The following is a 22388-nucleotide window of genomic DNA, read 5'->3' as shown; positions in this document are numbered from 1 at the left end:
ACAGTATCGGGTGTGCGTCAACGCGGGCGAATCCCTAGAATGGGTGCGCAGGGCGCGCATTGCGACGCGACCGCGGGGGAGACGACGCGATGCGCATACTGATTGCCGAGGACGACCAGGTGCTCGCCGACGGGTTGCTGCGCTCGCTGCGCAGCGCCGGCTACGCCGTCGATCAGGTCAGCAGCGGCAGCGAGGCCGACGCGGCGCTCGCGTCGCACGAGTTCGATTGCGTGATCCTCGACCTGGGCTTGCCGAAGCTGCACGGCCTCGAGGTGTTGCGCAAGCTGCGCGCGCGAGGCAGCAGCGTGCCGGTGCTGATCCTGACCGCGGCCGACAGCGTCGAGCAGCGTGTCAAGGGGCTCGACCTGGGCGCCGACGACTACATGGCCAAGCCGTTCTCGCTGGCCGAGCTCGAGGCGCGCGTGCGCGCGCTGACGCGCCGTGGCCTGGGCACCGCGTCGAGCATCATCAAGCACGGCCCGCTGAGCTTCGACGCCACCGGCCGGGTGGCCTACATCAACGACCAGATGATCGAGCTGTCGGCGCGCGAGCTGAGCCTGCTCGAGGTGCTGCTGCAGCGCTCGGGGCGGCTGGTCAGCAAGGACCAGCTCGTCGAGCGGCTGTGCGAGTGGGGCGAGGAAGTCAGCAACAACGCGATCGAGGTCTACATCCACCGCCTGCGCAAGAAGATCGAGCAGGGGCCGATCCGCATCGCCACCGTGCGCGGGCTGGGCTACTGCCTCGAGAAGATCCCCGGCTGAATCGACGCCCGGCGCCGCGGCTATCCTCGCTCGCACGATGGCCACCCGACTGCCCGAGCAGCGCTCGCTGCTCGGCGAGATCCTCGACTGGATGCTCGCGCCGCTGCTGCTGCTGTGGCCGATGAGCATGGGCGTGACCTGGGTCGTCGCGCAGGGCATCGCCAACCGCCCGTACGACCGCGACCTGGGCGAACTGGCGCGCCACATCGCGCAGCGCATCGTGCTGAAGGCCGAGGCGCCGCGCGAGATCCGGCTGCCGCCAGGGTTGACGTCGACCGTGGCCGACGTGCTGCGCGGCGAGGAGGGCGGCGCCATCTACTATCAGGTGCTCGGCCTGCGCGGCGAGCTGGTGGCCGGCGACCGCGTGCTGCCGGTGCCGGTGGGCGTGCCGGTCGAGCCGGGCGCGCTGAAGTTCCGCGACGACGTCGTGCAGGACGAGTCGGTGCGCGTGGCCTACCTGTGGGTCACGCTGCCGCTCGAAGGGGCCGAACAGCCGCCGCTGGTGCAGGTGGCCGAGACGCTGGACCGGCGCTCGCGGCTGGCCACCGAGATCATCAAGGGCGTGATCCTGCCGCAGTTCGTGATCCTGCCGGTCGCGGTGGTGCTGGTGTGGCTGGCGCTGGGGCGCGGGCTGGCGCCGCTGAACGCGCTGCAGCAGCGCATCCGCCAGCGCGAGGCGCACGACCTCAGCCCGATCGAGGAGCGCGAGGCGCCCGAGGAGGTGACGCCGCTGGTGCGCGCGATCAACGACCTGCTGGCACGGCTGGACCACTCGATCGGCGCGCAGAAGCACTTCCTGGCCGACGCGGCGCACCAGCTGAAGACGCCGCTGGCCGGGCTGCGCACGCAGGCCGAACTGGCGCAGCGCGAGATCGACGCCGGCGGCAACGCGCAGTCGGTCAAGCGTTCGCTGCAGCAGATCGCGCTGTCGAGCCAGCGCGCCGCGCACATGGTCAATCAGCTGCTGGCGATGGCGCGCGCCGAGGACCGCGAGCAGGCGCTGCGCCAGCAGCGCTTCAACCTCGCGCAGCTGGCCGTCGAGACCGTCGAGGACTTCGTGCCCAAGGCGATCGAGAAGCGCATCGACCTGGGCTACGAGGGGCCGGCGCCGGCGGAGGGCGTGCCGATGATGCGTGGCCAGCCGGTGCTGGTGCGCGAGTTGATCCGCAACCTGGTCGACAACGCGCTGCAGTACACGCCCGCCGGCGGCACCGTGACGGTGCGCGTGCTCGCCGACCCGTTCGGCCAGGTCGCGGTGCTGCAGGTCGAGGACACCGGCCCCGGCATCCCCGAGGGCGAGCGCGAGCTGGTGTTCCAGCCCTTCTACCGCGCGCTGGGCACGAACGTCGACGGCAGCGGGCTCGGGCTGGCGATCGTGCGCGAGATCGCCGCGCAGCACGGCGCCACGCTGACCGTCGAGGACACGCAGCCGCGCGGGTCGGCGCCGCACGGCCCGGGCACGCGGTTCACGGTGCGCTTCCCGGTGGTCGGCGACGAAGGCGCGGCCGGCGCGGTGACCTGAGGTGCGCGCCGCGGCGGCTCAGCTCTGCATCAGCCGCCGGCTCCTCGCGATCGACAGCAGGATACCCAGGCCGAAGCCGAGCGTGACCATCGCGGTCCCGCCGTAGCTGACGAAGGGCAACGGCACGCCGACCACCGGCAGGATGCCGCTGACCATGCCGATGTTGACGAACACGTAGGTGAAGAAGGTCAGCGACACCGCGCCGGCGAGCAGGCGCGAGAACACCGTCGGCGCCTCGGCGGCGATCGCCAGCCCGCGCACGATGAGGAAGCCGAAGCCCAGCAGCAGCGCGACCACGCCGGCCAGGCCGAACTCCTCGGCCACCGCGGCGAAGATGAAGTCGCTGGTGCGTTCGGGGATGAACTCCAGGTGCGTCTGCGTGCCGTTCATGAAGCCCTTGCCCCACAGCCCGCCCGAGCCGATCGCGATCATCCCCTGGATCACGTGGAAGCCCTTGCCCAGCGGGTCGGACGCCGGGTCGAGCAGCGTGCACACGCGGTGCTTCTGGTATTCGCGCAGCACCTTCCAGTCGACCTCGGGCTGGCACATCGTGTCGCCGAAGACCACCAGCGCGACGATGCCCGCCGCGCCCAGCGCCAGCACCGGCACGATCAGCCGCCACGGCAGGCCGGCAAAGAAGAGCACGAACAGCCCGGCCGACAGCACCAGCAGCGACGTGCCGAGGTCCGGCTGCTTGACGATCAGCGCGAACGGCAGCAGCAGCAACCCCGTGGCGACGACGAAGTCGGCGGCGCGCATCTGGCCCTCGCGCTTGTCGAACCACCACGCCAGGATCAGCGGCACCGCGAGCTTCATCAGCTCGCTGGGCTGGATCACGATGCCCACGTCGAGCCAGCGCGTCGCGCCCTTCTTCGTGATGCCGAACAGCAGCGTGGCCACCAGCAGCGCGACACCGACCGCGTACAGCGGCACGGACAGCGCCATCAGCCGCTGCGGCGGCACCTGCGAGACGACCAGCAGCACCGCCAGGCCGACGCCCATGTTGCGCAGGTGCCCGGAAAACCGCGCGCCGTGGTCGAAGCCCGCCGAGTACATCGCCACCAGCCCGGCGGCGGCCAGCAGCGCCACTGCGAGCAGCAGCCACGGGTCGAAGGCCAGCAGCACCGGCTGCAGGCGCTGCCAGGGCGACGGCCGCTCGATGACCGCGTTCACGGCACGACCCTGCGCGCGTTCATCGAGACGACCCCTGCATCGCGAGCTGCGCCGCCGCGGCGGTCGCGCCGCCCGGCAGCGGCACGTCGGCGGCGCGGCGCGGCGTGCCGACCGGCGCGGCGCTTCGGCCCTCGCGCGTCAGCGCGATGTCCTCCTCGCTCGGGTACAGGCCCGCGAGCCAGTAGTCGAACACGCGGCGCGCGATCGGCGCCGCCGCGGCGGCGCCGAAGCCGGCGTTCTCGACCACCACCGCCAGCGCGATGGTCGGCGCGTCGACCGGCGCGAACGCCACGTACAGCGAGTGGTCGCGCTGATGCTCGGCGAGCTTGGCGGCGTTGTACTTCTCGTTCTGGCGCACGCCCACCGCCTGCGCGGTGCCGGTCTTGCCGCCGCTCGCGTACGGCGCGCCGGCGAACACGCGCGTCGACGTGCCCTCCTGCGTCACGTCGTGCATCGCGTCGCGGATCAGTCGCACGTGCTCGGGCGCCAGCGGCAGCGGCTCGAGCGCGTCGCCGGCCACGGTGCGCCGGCTGCCGTCGACCACGTTCTCGATCTCGCGCACCAGGCGCGGGCGGAAACGCTGGCCGCCCGAGACCAGCGTCGCCGTGGCCTTGGCCAGCTGCAGCACCGTGAAGTTGTTGTAGCCCTGGCCGATGCCCAGCGAGATCGTCTCGCCGGCGTACCACTTCTGCTGCTCGGGGCGCCGGTAGGCGCGCCGCTTCCACTCGGTCGACGGCAGCACGCCGGTGGCCTCGCCGACCAGGTCGATCTCGGTGCGCGCGCCGAAGCCGAACGGCGACAGCTCGCGGTGCATCAGGTCGACGCCCATCTCGTTGGCCAGCGAGTAGTAGTAGACGTTGCTCGACTTGACGATCGAGCGGCGCATGTCCACCGGACCCAGCCCCTTGTCGCCGTGGCTGCGGAAGCGGTGGTTGCCGAACATGAAGCTGCCGCCGTCGTGCACGACCACGTCGGCGCTGCGCTTGCCGCTGTTCAGCGCGGCCATCGCCATGAACGGCTTGAACGTCGAGCCCGGCGGGTAGGTGCCGCGCAGCGCGCGGTTGAGCAGCGGCTTGTCGATGCTCTCGTTGAGCTCGCGCCACGAGTCGTGGTCGATGCCGTCGACGAACAGGTTCGGGTCGAACGTGGGCTTGCTGACGAAGGCCAGCACCTCGCCGTTGCGCGGGTCGAGCGCGACCAGCGCGCCGCGCCGGTCGCCGTACAGCTGCTCGACCAGCGCCTGCAGCTTGATGTCCACCGACAGCGCCAGCGTGTGGCCCGGCGTCGCCGGCGTCGCGCGCAACTGGCGCACCGCGCGCCCGCCGGCGGTGGTCTCGACCTCGGCGAAGCCGGTGACGCCGTGCAGCACCGCCTCGTAGCTCTGCTCGAGGCCGAGCTTGCCGATGTGCTCGGTGCCGCGGTAGTTGGCCTGCACCTCGTCGTCCCAGTCCTCCATCGCCTTCTTCTCGGCGGCGTTGATGCGGCCGATGTAGCCGATCAGGTGCGAACCCACCTCGCCGAGCGGGTAGTGGCGGAACAGCCGCGCGTTGACCTCGACGCCGGGGAAGCGCCAGCGCTGCGCGACGAAACGCGCGACCTCCTCGTCGCTGAGCTTGGTGCGGATCGGGATCGAGTCGAAGCTCTTGCCCTCCTCGCGCAGGCGCTTGAAGCGCCGCCGGTCGCTGGTGCGGATCTCGACCAGCTCGGCCAGCGCGTCGATCGTCGCGTCGACGTCGTCGACCTTCGACGGCGTGATCTCCAGCGTGTAGGCCGAGTAGTTGCTCGCCAGCACCACGCCGTGGCGGTCGACGATCAGCCCGCGGTCGGGCACCACCGGCAGCACCGCGATGCGGTTGCTCTCGGCGCGCGTGGACAGCTCGTCGTGCCGGATCACCTGCAGGTGGACCATGCGTGCGACGAGCAGCGAGAAGCCCAGCAGCACGAAGGCGACCGCGGCGAACACGCGGTGGCGGAAGCGGTCGAGCTCGAGCTCGACGTTCTTCAGCTCAGCCATGCGGCGACGGCGCGTCGGTCACAGGGGCCGATTTTCGTCCGGATCGGGCGGTCGGCGCTGCGGGGCCAGCAGCACCCAGCTCGCCAGCGGCCACAGCGCCGTCTCGATCAGCGGCGCGGCGAACAGGCTCCAGCCGGCGAAGCCGTCGCCGGCGGCCAGCCGCACCAGCGTCGACACCGCGGTGGCGGCGAACAGCAGCGGCGCGACCTGCAGCATCTGCGACCACACGCCGAACCACAGCAGCCGGCGGTGGATCGTGATCGCGAAGTACGACAGCAGCGTGTACGCCAGCGCGTGCTGGCCCAGCAGGCTGGCCTCGTGCACGTCCATCGCCAGCCCGAGCACGAACGCGATGCCCACGCCGACACGCCGCGGCTGGTGCACGTTCCAGAACACCAGCGCCAGCGCGACCACGTCGGGCATCGCCGGCACGCGCCCCAGCGGCAGCAGGTTCAGCGCGAGTGCGACGAGCAGCGACAGCGCGATGAACCAGGGGTTGGCCGGCAGCAGCAGCTGGTCGGTGGCGCGCGGCAGGATCATGGGCCCGGCGCTCGTGGGGCGGCGTCGTCGCGTGCCTCGGTGGCGGGGCGCGGCGGCATCAGCGTGCCCAGCGGATCGAGCAGCAGGACGTGGCGCACGCCGTCGGGCGCGGCGGCGGGCACGAGCCGCACGCGTGCGAAGCCGCCTTCGGCCAGCCGCTCGACGCTGGTCACGCGCGCCACCGCCAGCCCCGGCGGGTACACGCCGTCGACGCCCGAGGTCTCGAGCTCGTCGCCCGGCATCACGTCGGCGTTGCCGGGCACGAAGCGCAGCTCCATCGCGCTGCCGCGCGACGGGCCGCCGTAGGCCACGCTGCGCTGCCGCGTGCGGCGGTTGAGCACCGGGATCGCGGCGTCCTTGTCGACCAGCAGCGTGACCTCGCTGGCCAGCGGGTACACGCGCGTGACCTGGCCGAGCACGCCCTGCGCGGCGAGCACCGGCGCACCGGCGCGGATGCCGTGCGTCGCGCCGCGGTCGACGAACAGCTTGCGCGAGAACGGGTCGGCGGCCTCGTACAGGACCTCGGCGGCAGTGGCGCGCGGCGCCACCGCCGGCCCCAGCGCGAGCAGGCCGCGCAGCGCCTGGTTCTCGGCCTCGAGCTGACCGGCGCGCGCCAGCGCAGCGGCCTGCGCGGCGAGCTGCTGCTGCGCGCTGCGCTCGGCGGCCAGCGCGTGCTGCAGCCCCTGCAGGTAGTCGCGCCCGCCGGCGACCATCTCGACCGGCACGCGCAGCGCGAGCTGCACCGGGTGCAGCACCGTGGCGATCGCCGCGCGCAGGTGCTGCACCACCTCGAAGCGCGTGTCGGCGACCATCAGGAACACCGCGAGCGACGAGAAAAACACGAGCCGGGTGAGGGCGGAGTAGCCCTGGCGGAAGAACGGCGGCGGGGTGCGGTCGAGCGTGCCCAGCGGCATGGTGCGCGGCGCGCCGGCGCCCGGGGGCGGCGCTTACTCGTAGGTGAAGATCGAGCCGAGCCGCTCCATGCGCTCGAGCGCCATGCCGCAGCCGCGCACGACGCAGGTCAGCGGGTCCTCAGCGACGAGCACCGGCAGCCCGGTCTCCTCGGCGAGCAGGCGGTCGAGGTCGCGCAGCAGCGCGCCGCCGCCGGTGAGCATCATGCCGCGCTCGGCGATGTCGGCGCCGAGCTCGGGCGGTGTCTGCTCGAGCGCGTTCTTCACGCTCGAGACGATCTGGTTCAGCGGGTCGGTCAGCGCCTCGAGGATCTCGTTGGAGCTGATCGTGAAGCTGCGCGGCACGCCTTCGCTGAGGTTGCGTCCCTTGACCTCCATCTCCTTGACCTCGCTGCCGGGGAACGCGCTGCCGATCTGCTTCTTGATCGCCTCGGCGGTCGGCTCGCCGATGAGCATGCCGTAGTTGCGCCGGATGTAGTTGATGATCGCCTCGTCGAACTTGTCGCCGCCGACGCGCACCGACCCCTTGTAGACCATGCCGCCGAGGCTGATGACGCCGACCTCGGTCGTGCCGCCGCCGATGTCGACCACCATCGAGCCGGAGGCCTCCGACACCGGCAGCCCGGCGCCGATCGCCGCGGCCATCGGCTCCTCGATCAGGTAGACCTCGCTTGCGCCGGCGCCCAGCGCCGATTCGCGGATCGCACGACGTTCGACCTGCGTCGACCCGCAAGGCACGCAGATGATGATGCGCGGGCTCGGTTTCATCATCGAGCGCGGGTGCACCATCTTGATGAACTGCTTGAGCATCTGCTCGGTGACGGTGAAGTCGGCGATCACGCCGTCCTTCATCGGGCGGATCGCCTCGATGTTGCCGGGCACCTTGCCGAGCATGGCCTTGGCCTCGGCGCCGACGGCCTGGATCGTCTTCTTGCCGCTGGGGCCGCCCTCGTGGCGGATCGCCACCACCGAAGGCTCGTCGAGCACGATGCCCTTGCCGCGCACGTAGATCAGCGTGTTGGCGGTACCGAGGTCGATGGCGAGGTCCGTCGAGAAGTAGCGACGAATGGATTCGAACATGGGGGCGCAGGGGGCGATGCGATGGGCGGAGGAGCGACGCTCAGCGGCGCCGGGCGGCCGCGGCTCGGGGGGTCGACGGCATCGCGGGCGGTGGGTGTGGGGGCGGTTCGGGCCGAAGGCCGGCCGGGGTCAACCGGATACGAAAAAAGCCCGCCGCCTGCGCCCGTGCGGTACGGTGGCACGCACGCCTGCGGTGGGCCCTGACTGGCGCGAGATAATACCCCATCGTTCCTCGTGGACGACAGCCGCGCGGGCCTGAACGGGCCACTTCAGCACAGCAATTTCCCGATGGCCCTGACCTCCGAAGACGTGAGCCGCATCGCCCACCTGGCGCGGCTCGAACTGCACGCCGAAGAGCGCGCCGCGATGCTCGCGCAGCTCAACGGCTTCTTCTCGATCGTCGAGCGCATGAGCGCGGTCGACACCGCCGGCGTCGAGCCGCTGTACACGCCGCTGTCGGCAGTGGCCGCAGTCGAGCTGCGCCTGCGCGACGACGTGGTCACCGAGCCCGACGCGCGCGAGGCCAACCAGCGCAGCGCGCCGACGGTCGAGGACGGGCTGTACCTGGTGCCGAAGGTCATCGAATGAGTGCGGATGCGCCGCATCGCCTCGGCGTGGCCGGGATCGCGCGTGCGCTCGACCGGCGTGAGCTGTCGAGCGCCGAATTGACGCAACATCTGCTTGCACGCATTGCAGCGCACGAACATCTCGGCGCCTTCCTCGCCGTCGACGCCGACGCGGCGCTGGCCGCCGCGCGCGACGCCGACGCACGGCGCGCCCGCGGCGACGCTACAGCGCTGACCGGCGTGCCGATCGCGCACAAGGACGTCTTCGTCACGCGCGACCTGCCGACCACCGCCGGCTCGAAGATGCTCGCCGGCTACCGCAGCCCGTTCGACGCCACCGTCGTCGCGCGGCTCGGCACCGGGGTGCCGGGCGAGGGCCCGGGCGCCGGCGCCGTGACGCTGGGCAAGCTCAACTGCGACGAGTTCGCGATGGGTTCGGCCAACGAGAACTCGGCCTTCGGCCCGGCACGCAACCCCTGGGACAGCGCGCGCGTGCCCGGCGGTTCGTCGGGCGGGTCGGCCGCCGCGGTGGCGGCGCGGCTGCTGCCGGCGGCCACCGGCACCGACACCGGCGGCTCGATCCGCCAGCCGGCGAGCTTCTGCGGCGTCACCGGCATCAAGCCGACCTACGGCGTGTGCTCGCGCTACGGCATGATCGCCTTCGCCTCGAGCCTCGACCAGGCCGGGGTGCTGGCACGCAGCGCCGAAGACTGCGCGCTGCTGCTGTCGGCGATGAGCGGCTTCGACGCGCGCGACAGCACCAGCGCGCAGCGTGCCCCGCAGGACTTCCACGCCGAGTTGCTGCGCCGGCGCGACGGCGCCACCGCCGGCCGGCCGCTGGCCGGCTTGCGCATCGGGCTGCCGCGGGAGTTCTTTCCCGCGGCGCTGGCCGCCGACGTCGGCGGCGCCGTGCGCGCCGCGCTGGCCGTGTTCGAGCGGCTCGGCGCGACGCTGGTCGACGTCAGCCTGCCGCGCACCGAGCTGTCGATCCCCGTCTACTACATCATCGCGCCGGCCGAGGCGAGTTCGAACCTGTCGCGCTTCGACGGCGTGCGCTACGGCCACCGCGCGGCGCAGTACGAGGATCTGGTCGACATGTACAAGAAGACGCGCGCCGAGGGTTTCGGGCCCGAGGTCAAGCGCCGCATCATGATCGGCACCTACGTGCTGTCGCACGGCTACTACGACGCCTACTACCTGCAGGCGCAGAAGCTGCGGCGCATGATCGCCGACGACTTCCGCCAGTGCTTCGCGCAGTGCGACGTCGTCGCCGGGCCGGTCGCGCCGACGGTGGCGTGGAGACTCGGCGAGGGTGCCGACGACCCGGTCAAGGCCTACCTGGCCGACATCTTCACGCTGCCGGCGAGCCTGGCGGGGCTGCCCGGCATGAGCGTGCCTGCCGGCTTCGCCACGCAGACCGACGGGCGCCAGTTGCCGGTGGGGCTGCAGCTGATCGGCAACCACTTCCAGGAGGGCGTGCTGCTGCAGGCTGCGCACGCGTTCCAGCAGGCCACCGACTTCCATCGGCGCGCGCCGGCGGAGGCGGGCGCATGACCGCGCCGGCGCTGGTGCGCGGGTGGGAGGTCGTGATCGGCCTCGAGACGCACGCGCAGTTGTCCACCGAGAGCAAGATCTTCAGCGGCGCGTCGACGCGCTTCGGCGCCGCGCCGAACACGCAGGCCTGCGCGGTCGACCTGGCGCTGCCGGGCACGTTGCCGGTGCTCAACCGCGGTGCGGTCGAGCGCGCGATCCGCTTCGGGCTCGCGGTGGGTGCGAAGGTCGCGCCGCTGTCGATCTTCGCGCGCAAGAACTACTTCTACCCCGACCTGCCCAAGGGCTACCAGATCAGCCAGTACGAGATCCCGGTGGTGCAGGGCGGCCAGGTCGGTTTCGTGCTCGACGCGCAGTCGCGCACTGTGCGCCTGACGCGTGCGCACCTCGAGGAGGACGCCGGCAAGAGCCTGCACGAGGACTTCCACGGCCTCACCGGCATCGACCTCAACCGCGCCGGCACGCCGCTGCTGGAGATCGTCTCCGAGCCCGACATGCGCTCCAGCGCCGAGGCCGCCGCCTACGCCAAGGCGCTGCACGCGCTGGTGGTGTGGCTGGGCATCTGCGACGGCAACATGCAAGAAGGCAGCTTCCGCTGCGACGCCAACGTCTCTGTGCGCAAGCCGGGGCAGCCGTTCGGCACGCGGCGCGAGATCAAGAACCTCAACAGCTTCCGCTTCCTGCAGCAGGCGATCGACTTCGAGGTGCAGTGGCAGATTGAGCGCCTCGAAGACGGGCTGGCGATCGAGCAGGCCACCGTGCTGTTCGACCCCGCCAGCGGCGAGACACGCGCGATGCGCACCAAGGAAGACGCGCACGACTACCGCTACTTCCCCGACCCCGACCTGCCGCCGCTGGTCATCCCGCCCGACTGGGTCGAGCGCGTGCGCGCGGCGATGCCCGAGCTGCCGGCGGCGATGGCCGAACGCTTCCAGCGCGACGACGGCCTGGGCGCCGACGCGGCGGCGCTGATGACCCAAAGCCTCGCCTTCTCGCGCTACTACGAGGCAGCGCGCGACGCCTGCGGCCAGCCGAAGACGGTGGCCAACTGGCTCGCCGGCGAGATCAGCAAGCGGCTGAACGCCGAGCAGCGCGAAATCGACGCTGCACCGGTGGTGCCGGCCACGCTGGCCGCGCTGATCGGCCGCGTCGTCGACGGCACGGTGTCCCACAACGCGGCGCGCCAGGTGTTCGACGCGCTGTGGAGCGGCGAAGGCGGCGACGTCGACGCGCTCATCGAGGCCAAGGGCCTGCGCCAGATGAACGACGCCGGCGCGCTCGAGGCGATCGTCGACCAGGTGCTCGCGGCGAACCCGAGGTCGGTCGAGGAGTTCCGCGCAGGCAAGGACAAGGCCTTCAACGCGCTGGTCGGTCAGGTCATGAAGGCGAGCAAGGGCAAGGCCAACCCGGCGCAGGTCAACGACGTGCTGCGCCGGCGGCTGGCCGGCTGAGCGCTTCAGCGCGGCGCGCTGCCGCCGCGGCCGTTGGCCGACACCGGCACGGCGGTCGACGGCATCGGGCCGAGCGAGCCGGGCGGCGCGCCGGCCCACAGCTTGCGCAGCCGATCGAGCTCGGCGTCGTACAGCCCGGTGATGCGGTCGAGCTCGGCCTGATGCGCGGCGATCGCGCTGCGCTGCGCCTCGGAGGCCGCGGCGTTGGCCTCGAGCTGGTGGCGCAGCTTGGCCGGCAACTCGCGGCCGACGTAGAACTCGGTCTCGTTCTGCAGCGGCTGGCGCTCGCGGCGCAGCTCCTCGAGCCGCTGCTCGGCCGAGCGCAGCGCGCCGCGCACGCTGTCGAGCGCGGCCTCGCGCGCGCGCTGGTGCGCCGCTTCGTCGGGGTAGCGCGATTTCAGGTTGCGGTCGCGTCGCACGGCGTCGAGCTGCGCCTGGCGCACCGCCGCCAGGCGGCGTTCCTCGGCCTCCTTGGCGGCGCGCTCCTCGGCGGTCAGCGTCGGCGGGATGACGCGCCGCAGCGACCCGTCGCTGTTCAGCTCGCGCTGCTCGACGTTGCGGCACGCGGCGATCGGCCGGTCCGAGGTGTGGCGCCGGCCGTCGGCCGTGACGCAGGTGAAGATACTCGTCGGCGGTGGCTGCTGCGCGTGCGCGGGGCCGAGCAGCGCGGCGCCCAGCAGCGCCGGCAGCAGGCGCACGAACGCCGGCCGACGGGCGCGGGACCGGGCGTCAGATGCCATAACGTTCACGATAGGCGGCCACCGGCGCCGCGTGGCGCGCCAGCGCCGGGTCGCTGGCGTGGGACAGCACCTGCAGCAAGTCGTCGAGCGTCGCGATCGACACCACGTCGAGTTCGAGCTGCGAGGTCACGTACTGCACCGCCGAGTGCGGCAGTTCGGCGCCGTCGGCGCCGGTGGCGCGCTCCTGGCGATCGAGCGCGATGGCCACGCCGCACGGCGTGCCTCCGGCGGCGTCGATCATCGCGATCGACTCGCGCACCGAGGTGCCGGCCGAGATCACGTCGTCGACGATCAGCACCCGCCCCCGCACCGGCGCGCCGACCAGCATGCCGCCTTCACCGTGGTCCTTGGCTTCCTTGCGGTTGTAGGCGAACGGCTTGTTGTGGCCGAGCCGGGCGAGCTCGATGGCCACCGCCGCGGCCAGCGTGATGCCCTTGTAAGCCGGGCCGAACAGCAGGTCGAACTGAAGGCCGCTATCGATCAGGCGCCGTGCATAGAATCCCGCGAGACGGCCCAGCTTGGCGCCGTCGTCGAACAGGCCGGCGTTGAAGAAGTACGGCGACAGCCGCCCGGCCTTGGTCCTGAACTCCCCGAAACGCAGCACGCCGGCCTCGACCGAGAACTTGACGAAGTCCTGGGCGAGCGGGTCGGCGCGGGTCGGGGCTGCGGAGGTCACGGTGGGATTTCGGCTCGTCACGCTCAACCTGAACGGCATCCGCTCGGCGGCGAGCAAAGGATTCCTCGACTGGGCCGCGCAGACCGGCGCCGATTGTATGGGGGTCCAGGAAGTCAAGGCCCAGCATGTCGATGTAAGCGGTCGCTTCGACCGTATCGGAGACCTGACGGGCTACTTCCACTTTGCGCAGAAGAAGGGCTACGCCGGCGTCGGGCTGTACCTGCGCAAGCCGCCGAGCGCGGTGATCACCGGATTCGGCAGCGACGAGTTCGACGCCGAGGGGCGCTACGTCGAGGCGCGCTACGACACCGCGCGGCGCAAGTTCAGCGTGATCAGCTGCTACTTCCCGAGCGGCTCGAGCGGCCCCGAGCGGCAGGAGGCGAAGTACCGCTTCCTGGCGCAGATCGAGCCGCACCTGCGGCGGTTGAAGGCCGAACGCGAGTTCGTGCTGGTCGGTGACATCAACATCGCCCACCACCCGATCGACCTGAAGAACTGGCGCAGCAACCAGAAGAACAGCGGCTTCCTGCCCGAGGAACGCGCATGGCTCACGTCGCTCATCGACGACGTCGGGCTGGTCGACGTGTTCCGTCGCCTGAACCCGCACCCCGAGCAGTACACGTGGTGGAGCAACCGCGGCCAGGCGTGGGCGAAGAACGTCGGCTGGCGGCTCGACTACCACCTGGCCACGCCCGCCTTCGCCGCGAAGGCGAGACGCGAGTCGATCCACCTCGCACCGCGCTTTTCCGACCACGCTGCGGTGACCATCGACTACGACGCCAGCATCTGACCTGCCCAGCAAGCCGCCAGCAGCCGGCCTGCGCCGGCTCGGCAGCGTGCAGTTGCCGTCGCGGGTCTCGTGGTGGTGCAATCGCCGGGCTCGGGCCGTCGGCGGCGTCGCGGGGAAGGCGCGGCGCGCCGTCGGCGTGACGTCCGCAGCCGGTCCGCCTGTGCGCGTCACCGAGTCCAGCCCGAAAGGAGGCCTGCGATGCAGTTCGCCCTGCTGATCGTCGAGCCGACGTCGCAACGCGCCGGCCGCACCGAGGCCGAGGGCCGCGAAGCCTACGCGCGCATGCAGCGCTTCGGCGAGGCCCTGCGCGAGCGCGGTCAGCTCGTCGCGGTGCAGTCGCTCGCGTCGCAGACGCGCGCGGTGCGCGTCAGCCGGCACGGCGCGCGGGTGGTCGACGGACCGTTTGCCGAGGCCAAGGAGATGGTCGGCGGGTTCTTCCTTGTCGATTGTGCCGACCGGGACGAGGCGCTGGCGCTGGCCAAGGCCTGCCCCGCCGCCGAGTGGGCGACCGTCGAGGTGCGGCCGGTGGCGGCCTGCTACGAAGAGAGTCTGGGGTCGGGCTAGGGTTTGTCCCGAGCCGGCAGCTGTCGATTCCGGGCGGCTGGTTCGTCGTCGTGTTGGAGGCGCTGCCGCGCCTCGTCCGATCCACCCCTGTCAGAGGAGACACATCGATGGACCCCGTCGTGCACTTCGAGATGCCCTACCGCGACCGCGACCGCGCGGCGCGCTTCTACGCCGAAGCCTTCGGCTGGCAGATGGAGAAGCTCGGCCCCCAGATGGGTGACTACGTGCTGGCGACCACCGCGACCACCGACGCCAGGCCCGGCGCGCCTGCCGGGGCGATCAACGGCGGGCTGTTCCCGTTCGGGGCCGACGCGCCGGCGCAACATCCGGGGGTGGTGATCGGCGTCGACGACGTCCGCGCGGCCATGGCCCGCATCACCGACGCCGGCGGCCGGGTCCTCGGCGAGCCGATGGCGATCCCCGGCGTCGGTGACTACGTCGCCTTCATCGACACCGAGGGCAACCGCCACAGCGTGCTTCAGCCGCAGCCGATGCCGGCACGCTGAGGCCGGGGAGACTGCGATGCGATTCATGATCATGGTGCGCACGGTGCCCGAGTTCGAGGCCGAGCCGACGCTCGTGCCCGACGAGGCGATGTTCGCTGCGATAGCCGCATACCACGACGAGTTGGCGCGTGCCGGCGTGCTGCTCGACGCATCGGGCCTGCAGCCGAGCCGCAAGGGCTGGCGCATCCACTACGGCGCCGAGGGTCGCCGCGTCGTCGACGGCCCCTTCGCCGAGACCAAGGAGCTGATCGCCGGCTACACGCTGATCCAGGTGCGCTCGCGCGAGGAGGCGCTCGAATGGAGCCGGCGCTTCCCGAACCCGGTGGGCGAAGGCCGGCAGGCGGTGGTCGAGGTGCGCCAGCTGTTCGATCTGGAGGACTTCGGCGACAGCCCGGGCGTCGAGCGCTTCCTCGAGTTGAACCTGCCCAGCCAGGGGGGGTCGCGATGAGCCGCCAGATCTTCGTCAACCTGCCGGTGCGCGACCTCGAGCGGTCGAAGGCGTTCTTCGCGGCGCTCGGCATGGCCATCGTGCCGCGTTTCACCAACGAGCAGGCGGCCTGCGTGCGCATCGCCGAAGGCATCCACACGATGCTGCTCGTCGAACCCTTCTTCCAGGGTTTCACGAAGCTGCCGGTGGCCGACGCGCGCCGCAGCACCGAGGTGCTGCTCGCGCTGTCGTGCGACAGTCGCGAAGAGGTCGACGCGCTGGTCGCGAAGGCGGTGGCCGCCGGCGCCACCACGCCGAACGCGCCGCAGGACCACGGGTTCATGGTCCAGCATGGCTTCGCCGACCCCGACGGCCACCAGTGGGAGGTCTTCTGGATGGACGAGAACGCCGCGCCCGAGCGGTGCTGAGCCGGTCGGGCGGCGCCCGTGCACTGCGGCGTTCACGAGGCGCTGGCCGCCGTCTGGCGCATCGAGTCGGCGCGCATCGTCGGCGCGCTGATGCGCCTGACGCGCGACCTGGGCGCGGCCGAGGAGCTGGCGCAGGACGCGCTGGTCGCCGCGCTCGAGCACTGGCCGCGCGACGGCGTGCCCGACCGGCCCGGCGCCTGGCTGACGACCGTGGCCAAGCGTCGCGCGCTCGATCGCCTGCGCCACCGCGGCATCAGCGAGGCGAGACACGACGAGCTGGGGCAAGACCTGGTCGCGATGCAGGCCGACGTCGTGCCCGACTTCGTCGATGCGCTGGACGCCGCGCGCGGCGACGACATCGGCGACGACCTGCTGCGGCTGATGTTCACCGCCTGCCACCCGCTGCTGCCGACCGAGTCGCGCGTCGCGCTGACGCTCAGGCTGCTCGGCGGGCTGACCACCCACGAGATCGCCCGCGCCTACCTGCTGCCCGAGGCGACGATCGCGCAGCGCATCGCGCGCGCGAAGAAGCGGCTCGCCGACGCGCGCGTGCCGTTCGAGGTGCCGCGCGGCGAGGCGCTGCAAGAGCGGCTCGCGTCGGTGCTCGAGGTCGTCTACCTGATCTTCAACGAGGGCTACACCGCCACCGCCGGCGGCGACTGGATGCGCCCGGCGCTGGGCGACGAGGCGCTACGCCTGGCGCGCATGCTCGCAGAACTGGCGCCGAACGACAGCGAGGTGCACGCACTGCAGGCGCTGCTCGAGCTGCAGGCGTCGCGCACCAAGGCGCGCACCGATGCGGCCGGCCACCCGGTGCTGCTCGCCGACCAGGACCGGCGTCGCTGGGACCGGTTGCTGATCCGCCGCGGCCTGGCGGCGCTGGCGCGCGCCGAGGCGTCGGGTGCGCCGCCCGGGCCTTACCGCCTGCAGGCAGAGGTCGCCGCGTGCCACGCGCGTGCCGCCGACGCCGCGTCGACCGACTGGACGCGCATCGCCGCGCTGTACGGCGAACTGGTGGCGATCGCGCCGTCGCCGGTGGTCGAGCTGAACCGCGCGGTGGCGGTGGCGATGGCCCAGGGGCCGGCGGCGGGCTTGGCGATCGTCGACCGGCTGTGCGCCGACGCGGCGCTGGCGAACTACCACTGGCTGCCGAGCGTGCGTGGCGAGCTGCTGCAGCGGCTGGGCCGTCGCGATGAAGCGCACGCCGAGTTCGAGCGCGCCGCCACGATGGCGGGCAACGCGCGCGAACGCGAGCTGCTGCTGAAGCGGGCGGCGGCTCTGGCAGCGGCGGGGCGTGGCGCCGACCGCGGCGGCAGCCCCTGAACCGGCAGGGTGCACACCGTCGCTTCGCGGTGCGCGCACGTGGTCGCGCCCGGCGCCGGCACCCCTCGCGAGCGCGGCGCAGGTGCCGGGCCCGCGGGCGCGGCGTCGCGGGCCGAGGCGGCGTTCACGGCATGCTCATTGCAAATGCGTTTCATTCGCATATAATGCATCGGCAACCGTCACCTTGCCAGCCGCCCAGCTCAGGAGAACGCGCATGTCCAAGCCCCCCGGCCCGTGCGGGCCCGATGCTGCAGCCGACGACGCGACATCGCCGTCGCCGGCCGCCTGCGGTCCGCTCGAGCCGATCATCGGCGGTACGTTGGCGCTGCTGACGCACTACGCGAAGACGCCGCACCTGGCCGCGGCCGACAAGATCGCGCGCAACCTGGCGCTGATCGCACGCCACCCGCAGGCCGGCGAACGGCTGCAGACCGTGTGCACGCGGCTGTTCCTCGACTGGCTCGGTCCGGTCGAGACGCACGACGAGCCGCCCGAGCGCCAGTGGCGCACGGTATTCGCCGCGCCCGACGCCTTGCAGTGACGCGCGCCGGCGCGGCGCGTGCGCTGGCACACTGCGCCGCATGACGCCGCTCGTGCTGCTGCCCGGCCTGGCCTGCGACGCCGCGCTGTTTCGCGACCAACTGCCGGCGCTGGCGACGCGCGCCTCCGTCCACGTGAGCGACGTGCACCGCCGCGCCGACTCGATCGAGGCGATGGCCTCGCTGCTGCTGGCCGAGCACCCCGGGCCGCTGCGGCTGGCCGGCGCGTCGATGGGCGGCATCGTCGCGCTCGAGGCCTGGGTGCAGGCGCCCGAGCGCGTGCAGGGCCTCGCGCTGCTCGGCACCACCGCGCGCGCCGACACGCCGGAGATGGTCGCGCTGCGGCGTTGGGCGATCGAGCAGTTCGAGCACGGCGCCGCCGCCGAGGTGCTGCGCGCCAACGTCGGCTTCGCGTTCCACCCGTCGCGACAGCACGACGCGGCGCTGGTCGACGACTACCTGCGCATGACGCTGGAGCGCGCCGGCGCGTCCGACCTGGCGCGGCAGAACCGCGCGCTGATCGGCCGCGCCGACCGCCGCGCGCTGCTGCCGCGCATCGCCTGCCCGCTGCTGGTGATCTGCGGCGACGCCGACGCCCTGACCCCGCCCGAGTGCTCGCGCGAGATCGCCGCGGCCGTGCCCCACGCGCGCCACCTCGAGCTGGCGCAGTGCGGCCACATGCTGACCTGGGAGCGCCCGGCCGAGGTCACCGCCGCGCTGCTCGACTGGGTGGCGGGCTGACGGGCGCCTGCCCCCGCGCCCATCGCCTCGCGTGTCGTCGACGCGGATCCGTGCGTCTTCCAAGGTGGGGCGGCACCGGCAGGCGCGGCCACGCGGCGTGTGCCCGCGTCAAGCCGTCAGCGACCGCCGCGATCGCAGCCCCGGCGCCTGCTTCTCGCGCCAGTGCCGGCACCACGCCGGCAACTCGTCGGCGGGCAGCGGCTTGCTCATGTGGAAGCCCTGCCCCTCGTCGCAGCCCCACTCGCGCAGCTTCAGCCAGATCGCCGCGCTCTCGACGCCCTCGGCGACCACGCTCAGCCCCAGGTCGTGCGCCAGGTGGATCGTCGAGCGCACCACCGCCGCGCTGCGCTCGTCGCGCTCGAGGTTCGTCACGAACGAGCGGTCGATCTTCAGCTCCTTGACCGGCAGGCGGGCGAGCTGGCCCAGCGACGTGAAGCCGGTGCCGAAGTCGTCGATCGAGAGCTTGAAGCCGCTGTCGGCGAGTCGCTGCAGCGTGATCTCGGCGCGCCGCGGGTCGTCCATCAGCGCACGCTCGGTGATCTCCAGGCAAAACGCCTGCGGCGGCACGTGGTGGCGCGCGAGCACCGCGTCGAGCTTGTCGGGCAGCTGGGCGTCGAGCAGGTCGCGCACCGACAGGTTCACCGCGATGCGCAGCGGCGCGCCGTCGCCGCGCAGCGACTCCCAGCGCCGCGCGGCCTCCTCGAACACCCACAGCGTCAGCTCGCGAACGACGCCGGTGGACTCGGCGAGCGGGATGAACGCCATCGGCGGCAGCAACCCGCGCTGCGGGTGCATCCAGCGCAGCAGCGCCTCGGCGCCGACGACGCCGGTGTCGGCCAGCGCCAGCTTCGGCTGCAGGAACAGCCGCAGCTCGCCCTCGCCGACCGCGCGGCGCAGCTCGGACAGCAGCGTCAGCGCCTGCGTGCCGGTCGAGTCCAGCGACGGGTCGTACGCCTGCACGTCGACGCTTCGGCGCCTGGCCGTCGACAGCGCGAGCTCGGCGCGCGCCAGCAGCGCGTCGGCGTCGGTGGCGTCGGCGGGCCACAGCGCCACGCCGACGTGGGCGCTGCGCTCGACGGTGTGTGCGTCGATCACCAGCGGCGTGACGAAGTCGCGGACCAGACGCTGTGCCGCGGCGATCGCGGCGTCGCCGTCGGTGTCGACCAGCAGCAGCGCGAACTGGTCGCTGCCCAGGCGCGCCAGGCGGTCGCCTTCGCGCAGCGGCAGCGTGCGCAGCCGGTCGACCACCGCTTTGAGCACCTGGTCGCCGAAGGCCTGGCCGAGCAGGTCGTCGACCTGCCCGGGGTGGTCGAAGCCGAGCGCCAGCACCGCCACGCCGCCCCGTGCGTCGCGCGCCGCATCGGCCCGCGCGAGCAGCGCGCCGCGCAGCGCGTCGCGCAAGCGCGCTCGGCTGGGCAGCCCGGTCAGGGGGTCGGTGTAGGCCAGGCGGCGGACTTCGGCCTCTTGGGTGGCGATGTCCTCGCGCATCTGGTCGAGGGCCTGCGCCAGTTCGCCGATCTCGTCGTGGCGCTCGCGGTGCTCGACCGGCCACGTGCAGTCGCCGCGGCTCAGCCGCCGCGCGGCGCCGGCCAGCGCGGCCAGCGGCGCGGTCACGCGCCGCGCCATCCACAGGCCGACCAGCCCGAACAGCAGCAGCCCGCCGAGCGTGATCGCGCCCAGCGTGCGCTGCAGGTCGCGGTACGGCGCCAGCGCCTGGCGCTGCGAGCGCAGCAGCACCGCATCCGGCTGCGCCGACGCTGCGCCGGGCGGGTTCACGACGCGCGCGCGATACACCTCGTCGCCCAGCCGGACGCGGCCCGCCGGCGCGCCGGCCAGCGCTGCCGCGTCGATGCCCGGCAGCGTCGACAACAGGACCTCGCGCCGCCCGTCGCGATCGGCGACCAGCGCCAGGTCGATCTCATGGCGTTCGCGGAATTCGGTGGCCAGCGCCGCGATCGCGGCGAGCCCGGTCGCGCCCGGCGCGCGCTCGCGCTCGGCGCGCCACGCGCGCTCACCGCGCTCGAGGCGCTCGTCGACACCCCGCAGCGCAGTGTCGGCCTGCCGCTGCAGCGCCAGCAGCGCGGCGCCCTGCACCAGCAGCAGCGCAGCGAGCGACATCACGACGAAACGCGTCGAGAGTCTCCAGTGGGCGGTCAGGCGGCGCATCGGCAGATGGCCGCACCGGCGCCGGCGGCAGACCGGGCGCCGGGCAAGGCGGCATGACGGCAGGACATGGCGGATGGGTGCAGCGGACTCGGGCTGCGGTGCCTATCGGCCGATGCACGCGCCGATTGAGGCGCTGGCGCGGTGCCCCTCCCGCACGCCACGAATCGGTCACGCGATCGGCGCGTCCGCGGCGTCGATCACGCCGCCGCCGAGGCAGACTTCGTCGTCGTACAGCACCGCCGACTGCCCCGGCGTGACGGCCCACTGCGGCTCGTCGAAGACCAGCTCAAAGCCGGTCTCGCCGCGCGCTGTGAACCGGCACGCGGCGTCGGCCTGGCGGTAGCGCGTCTTCGCGGCGTAGGCGCCGTCGCCCGGCGCGTGACCGGCGACCCAGCTGGCGTCGGTGGCGTGCAGCGTGACCGACTGCAGCGCCGGGTGCTCGTGGCCCTGCACGACGACCAGCCGGTTGCGTGCCAGATCCTTGCGCGCGACGAACCACGGCGCGTGCATGCCGCCGCCGCGCGGCGCGCCCTGGTCCTTCACGCCGCCGATGCCCAGCCCCTGGCGCTGCCCCAGCGTGTAGAAGCTCAGGCCCACGTGGCGGCCGATGCGGCGTCCGCGCTCGTCGACGATGTCGCCGGGCTCGTGGCTCAGGTAGCGGTTGAGGAACTCGCGGAACGGCCGCTCGCCGATGAAGCAGATGCCGGTCGAGTCCTTCTTCTTCGCGTTCGGCAGGCCGATCTCGGCGGCGATGCGCCGCACCTCGGTCTTGCGCAGCCCACCCAGCGGGAGCAGCGTGCGCGCCAGCTGCGCCTGGTTCAGGCGGTGCAGGAAGTAGCTCTGGTCCTTCGCGGCGTCGACGCCCTTGAGCAGCTCGAAGCCGGCGTCGCGCTCGCGCACGCGCGCGTAGTGCCCGGTGGCGATCTTCTGCGCGCCCAGCCGCAGCGCGTGGTCGAGGAAGGCCTTGAACTTGATCTCGGCGTTGCACAGCACGTCGGGGTTCGGCGTGCGCCCCGCGCGGTACTCGCGCAGGAACTCGGCGAACACGCGGTCCCTGTAGTCGGCGGCGAAGTTGACGTGCTCGATCTCGATGCCGATCACGTCGGCCACCGCGGCGGCGTCGACGAAGTCGGCGTTGCTCGAGCAGTACCCGTCGTCGTCGTCGTCGTCCTCCCAGTTCTTCATGAAGATGCCGACCACCTCGTGGCCCTGCTGCTTGAGCAGCCAGGCGGCGACGGCCGAGTCGACGCCGCCGGACAGGCCGACGACCACGCGCTCGCGGGTCGTCATGCCTTCGTCTCGGGCGCGAACACCGAGGGGTCGGTCGTCACCACGTCGAGCGGATGCCGGCGCCCGGCGAGGTGGTCCTCGATGCAGCGCAGCACCAGCGGGCTGCGGTGGCGCGCGGCGCTGGCGCGCACCTCGTCGGGGGTCAGCCACAGCGTGCGCACGATGCCGTCGTCGAGCGCGTGCCCCGGCTCGGGCTCACCGACGTCGCCGCAGAAGGCCAGCCGCAGGTAGGTCACGTCCTCGCCGCGCGCCGGGCGCCGGAAGCGCGACAGGTACACGCCGAGCAGCGCCCGCGGCACGAAGCGGCGCGCAGTCTCCTCGAGCACTTCGCGCACCACGCCCTGCTGCGGCGACTCGGCGGGGTCGAGGTGGCCGGCCGGGTTGTTCAGCCGCAGGCCCTCGGGGGTGTGCTCCTCGACGAGCAGGTAGCGCCCGTCGCGTTCGACGATCGCGGCCACCGTCACGCTCGGGCTCCAGCGCGGGGATGTCATGCGGCGATGGTAGCGGCGCGGCACGGCCCGCGAAGTTGTGTAAGGTAAGCTCCGCCCCGGCGACGAACGAGCACGGCCGCAGCGAACGGCCGCACGGACCCGCAGGCTGGCGAGGAGGTCTTCCCCCTGTCGATCGGC

The 22388-nt window shown here is 72.6% G+C and carries 23 protein-coding genes; 13 read left to right on the top strand and 10 right to left on the bottom strand.

The genetic code is table 11. From position 1 onward, the window contains the following. The first annotated feature begins 89 nt into the window (after nucleotides 1–89). Both PKC53_RS05675 and PKC53_RS05670 read left to right on the top strand, forming a co-directional pair. Complete coding sequence (locus PKC53_RS05675; protein WP_324427193.1) at nucleotides 90–761, top strand: response regulator transcription factor; 672 nt, start codon at nucleotides 90–92, stop codon at nucleotides 759–761. Nucleotides 762–798: 37 nt separating this feature from the next. Continuing rightward, nucleotides 799–2283, top strand: a complete 1485-nt coding sequence (locus tag PKC53_RS05670; protein ID WP_324427191.1) for a sensor histidine kinase N-terminal domain-containing protein — start codon at nucleotides 799–801, stop codon at nucleotides 2281–2283. 18 nt (nucleotides 2284–2301) lie between these two features. Here PKC53_RS05670 and rodA read toward each other — a convergent pair whose 3' ends face one another. Genes rodA through PKC53_RS05645 form a run of 5 tightly spaced genes read right to left on the bottom strand, consistent with a single transcriptional unit; the run spans nucleotide 2302 to nucleotide 8001 of the window. Beyond that, complete coding sequence (gene rodA, locus PKC53_RS05665) at nucleotides 2302–3456, bottom strand: rod shape-determining protein RodA (RefSeq protein ID WP_324427189.1); 1155 nt, start codon at nucleotides 3454–3456, stop codon at nucleotides 2302–2304. 19 nt (nucleotides 3457–3475) lie between these two features. Then, nucleotides 3476–5470, bottom strand: a complete 1995-nt coding sequence (gene mrdA / locus PKC53_RS05660; protein ID WP_324427188.1) for a penicillin-binding protein 2 — start codon at nucleotides 5468–5470, stop codon at nucleotides 3476–3478. An 18-nt stretch (nucleotides 5471–5488) separates the two neighbouring features. Further along, complete coding sequence (mreD, locus tag PKC53_RS05655; RefSeq protein ID WP_324427186.1) at nucleotides 5489–6010, bottom strand: rod shape-determining protein MreD; 522 nt, start codon at nucleotides 6008–6010, stop codon at nucleotides 5489–5491. Next, nucleotides 6007–6924: a rod shape-determining protein MreC gene (gene mreC, locus PKC53_RS05650; RefSeq protein WP_324427184.1), complete on the bottom strand. Its 918-nt coding sequence runs from the start codon at nucleotides 6922–6924 to the stop codon at nucleotides 6007–6009. Before mreC ends, mreD begins: the two co-directional genes overlap by 4 nt. 33 nt (nucleotides 6925–6957) lie before the next feature. After that, a complete protein-coding gene (locus PKC53_RS05645; protein ID WP_324427182.1) occupies nucleotides 6958–8001 on the bottom strand; it encodes a rod shape-determining protein in 1044 nt (347 codons plus the stop codon). 288 nt (nucleotides 8002–8289) lie between these two features. Between PKC53_RS05645 and gatC the strand changes: the two genes are divergently transcribed. From gatC to gatB, 3 genes are read left to right on the top strand one after another with little or no spacing between them, the layout of a single operon-like run. After that, nucleotides 8290–8589 (top strand): Asp-tRNA(Asn)/Glu-tRNA(Gln) amidotransferase subunit GatC, encoded by a 300-nt coding sequence (gene gatC, locus PKC53_RS05640; RefSeq protein WP_324427180.1) that lies wholly within the window; start codon nucleotides 8290–8292, stop codon nucleotides 8587–8589. Beyond that, entirely contained in the window at nucleotides 8586–10121 is a 1536-nt protein-coding gene (gene gatA, locus PKC53_RS05635) for an Asp-tRNA(Asn)/Glu-tRNA(Gln) amidotransferase subunit GatA (RefSeq protein ID WP_324427178.1), read from the top strand. The genes gatC and gatA overlap by 4 nt, the downstream gene beginning before the upstream one ends. Beyond that, entirely contained in the window at nucleotides 10118–11569 is a 1452-nt protein-coding gene (gatB, locus tag PKC53_RS05630) for an Asp-tRNA(Asn)/Glu-tRNA(Gln) amidotransferase subunit GatB (RefSeq protein WP_324427176.1), read from the top strand. Before gatA ends, gatB begins: the two co-directional genes overlap by 4 nt. A 5-nt stretch (nucleotides 11570–11574) precedes the next feature. Here the strand turns inward: gatB and PKC53_RS05625 are convergent, their stop codons facing one another. Continuing rightward, a complete protein-coding gene (locus PKC53_RS05625; RefSeq protein WP_324427174.1) occupies nucleotides 11575–12309 on the bottom strand; it encodes a hypothetical protein in 735 nt (244 codons plus the stop codon). Then, nucleotides 12299–12985: an orotate phosphoribosyltransferase gene (gene pyrE, locus PKC53_RS05620; RefSeq protein WP_324427172.1), complete on the bottom strand. Its 687-nt coding sequence runs from the start codon at nucleotides 12983–12985 to the stop codon at nucleotides 12299–12301. The genes PKC53_RS05625 and pyrE overlap by 11 nt, the downstream gene beginning before the upstream one ends. Before the next feature lies 1 nt (nucleotide 12986). On the opposite strand from pyrE, the gene PKC53_RS05615 reads away from it, so the two are divergent. From PKC53_RS05615 to PKC53_RS05580, 8 genes are all read left to right on the top strand, one after another. Beyond that, nucleotides 12987–13775 carry an exodeoxyribonuclease III gene (locus PKC53_RS05615; protein WP_324427171.1) on the top strand — a complete coding sequence of 263 codons (789 nt, stop codon included), beginning with the start codon at nucleotides 12987–12989 and terminating at the stop codon, nucleotides 13773–13775. Nucleotides 13776–13973: 198 nt separating this feature from the next. Then, on the top strand, nucleotides 13974–14339 hold the full coding sequence (locus tag PKC53_RS05610) for a YciI family protein (RefSeq protein WP_324427169.1): 366 nt from the start codon (nucleotides 13974–13976) through the stop codon (nucleotides 14337–14339). Between the two features lie 107 nt (nucleotides 14340–14446). Further along, a complete protein-coding gene (locus PKC53_RS05605) occupies nucleotides 14447–14845 on the top strand; it encodes a VOC family protein (protein WP_324427167.1) in 399 nt (132 codons plus the stop codon). A 16-nt stretch (nucleotides 14846–14861) separates the two neighbouring features. Beyond that, the gene (locus PKC53_RS05600) at nucleotides 14862–15293 is read left to right on the top strand and encodes a YciI family protein (RefSeq protein WP_324427165.1); all 432 of its coding nucleotides are present in this window, start codon (nucleotides 14862–14864) and stop codon (nucleotides 15291–15293) included. Next, on the top strand, nucleotides 15290–15700 hold the full coding sequence (locus PKC53_RS05595; RefSeq protein WP_324427163.1) for a VOC family protein: 411 nt from the start codon (nucleotides 15290–15292) through the stop codon (nucleotides 15698–15700). Before PKC53_RS05600 ends, PKC53_RS05595 begins: the two co-directional genes overlap by 4 nt. A gap of 18 nt (nucleotides 15701–15718) precedes the next feature. After that, on the top strand, nucleotides 15719–17023 hold the full coding sequence (locus PKC53_RS05590) for an RNA polymerase sigma factor (RefSeq protein ID WP_324427162.1): 1305 nt from the start codon (nucleotides 15719–15721) through the stop codon (nucleotides 17021–17023). Between the two features lie 214 nt (nucleotides 17024–17237). Next, nucleotides 17238–17564, top strand: coding sequence for a hypothetical protein (locus PKC53_RS05585; protein WP_324427160.1), 327 nt, complete (start codon nucleotides 17238–17240; stop codon nucleotides 17562–17564). 40 nt (nucleotides 17565–17604) lie between these two features. Continuing rightward, nucleotides 17605–18303: an alpha/beta fold hydrolase gene (locus PKC53_RS05580; RefSeq protein WP_324427158.1), complete on the top strand. Its 699-nt coding sequence runs from the start codon at nucleotides 17605–17607 to the stop codon at nucleotides 18301–18303. Between the two features lie 108 nt (nucleotides 18304–18411). Here PKC53_RS05580 and PKC53_RS05575 read toward each other — a convergent pair whose 3' ends face one another. The 3 genes from PKC53_RS05575 to PKC53_RS05565 all read right to left on the bottom strand — a co-directional run bounded on the left by PKC53_RS05575 (nucleotide 18412) and on the right by PKC53_RS05565 (nucleotide 22250). After that, nucleotides 18412–20469 (bottom strand): bifunctional diguanylate cyclase/phosphodiesterase, encoded by a 2058-nt coding sequence (locus PKC53_RS05575; protein ID WP_324427156.1) that lies wholly within the window; start codon nucleotides 20467–20469, stop codon nucleotides 18412–18414. Nucleotides 20470–20637: 168 nt separating this feature from the next. After that, complete coding sequence (gene mnmA / locus PKC53_RS05570) at nucleotides 20638–21759, bottom strand: tRNA 2-thiouridine(34) synthase MnmA (RefSeq protein WP_324427154.1); 1122 nt, start codon at nucleotides 21757–21759, stop codon at nucleotides 20638–20640. Then, entirely contained in the window at nucleotides 21756–22250 is a 495-nt protein-coding gene (locus PKC53_RS05565) for an NUDIX hydrolase (RefSeq protein ID WP_324427152.1), read from the bottom strand. The genes mnmA and PKC53_RS05565 overlap by 4 nt, the downstream gene beginning before the upstream one ends. Nucleotides 22251–22388 lie beyond the last annotated feature (138 nt).

The organism is Azohydromonas sp. (assembly GCF_035325925.1).
Classification (GTDB): domain Bacteria; phylum Pseudomonadota; class Gammaproteobacteria; order Burkholderiales; family Burkholderiaceae_C; genus Calidifontimicrobium.
Note: the sequence above shows the minus strand (reverse complement) of the source record. Positions and strands in the feature narration are given on the sequence as shown.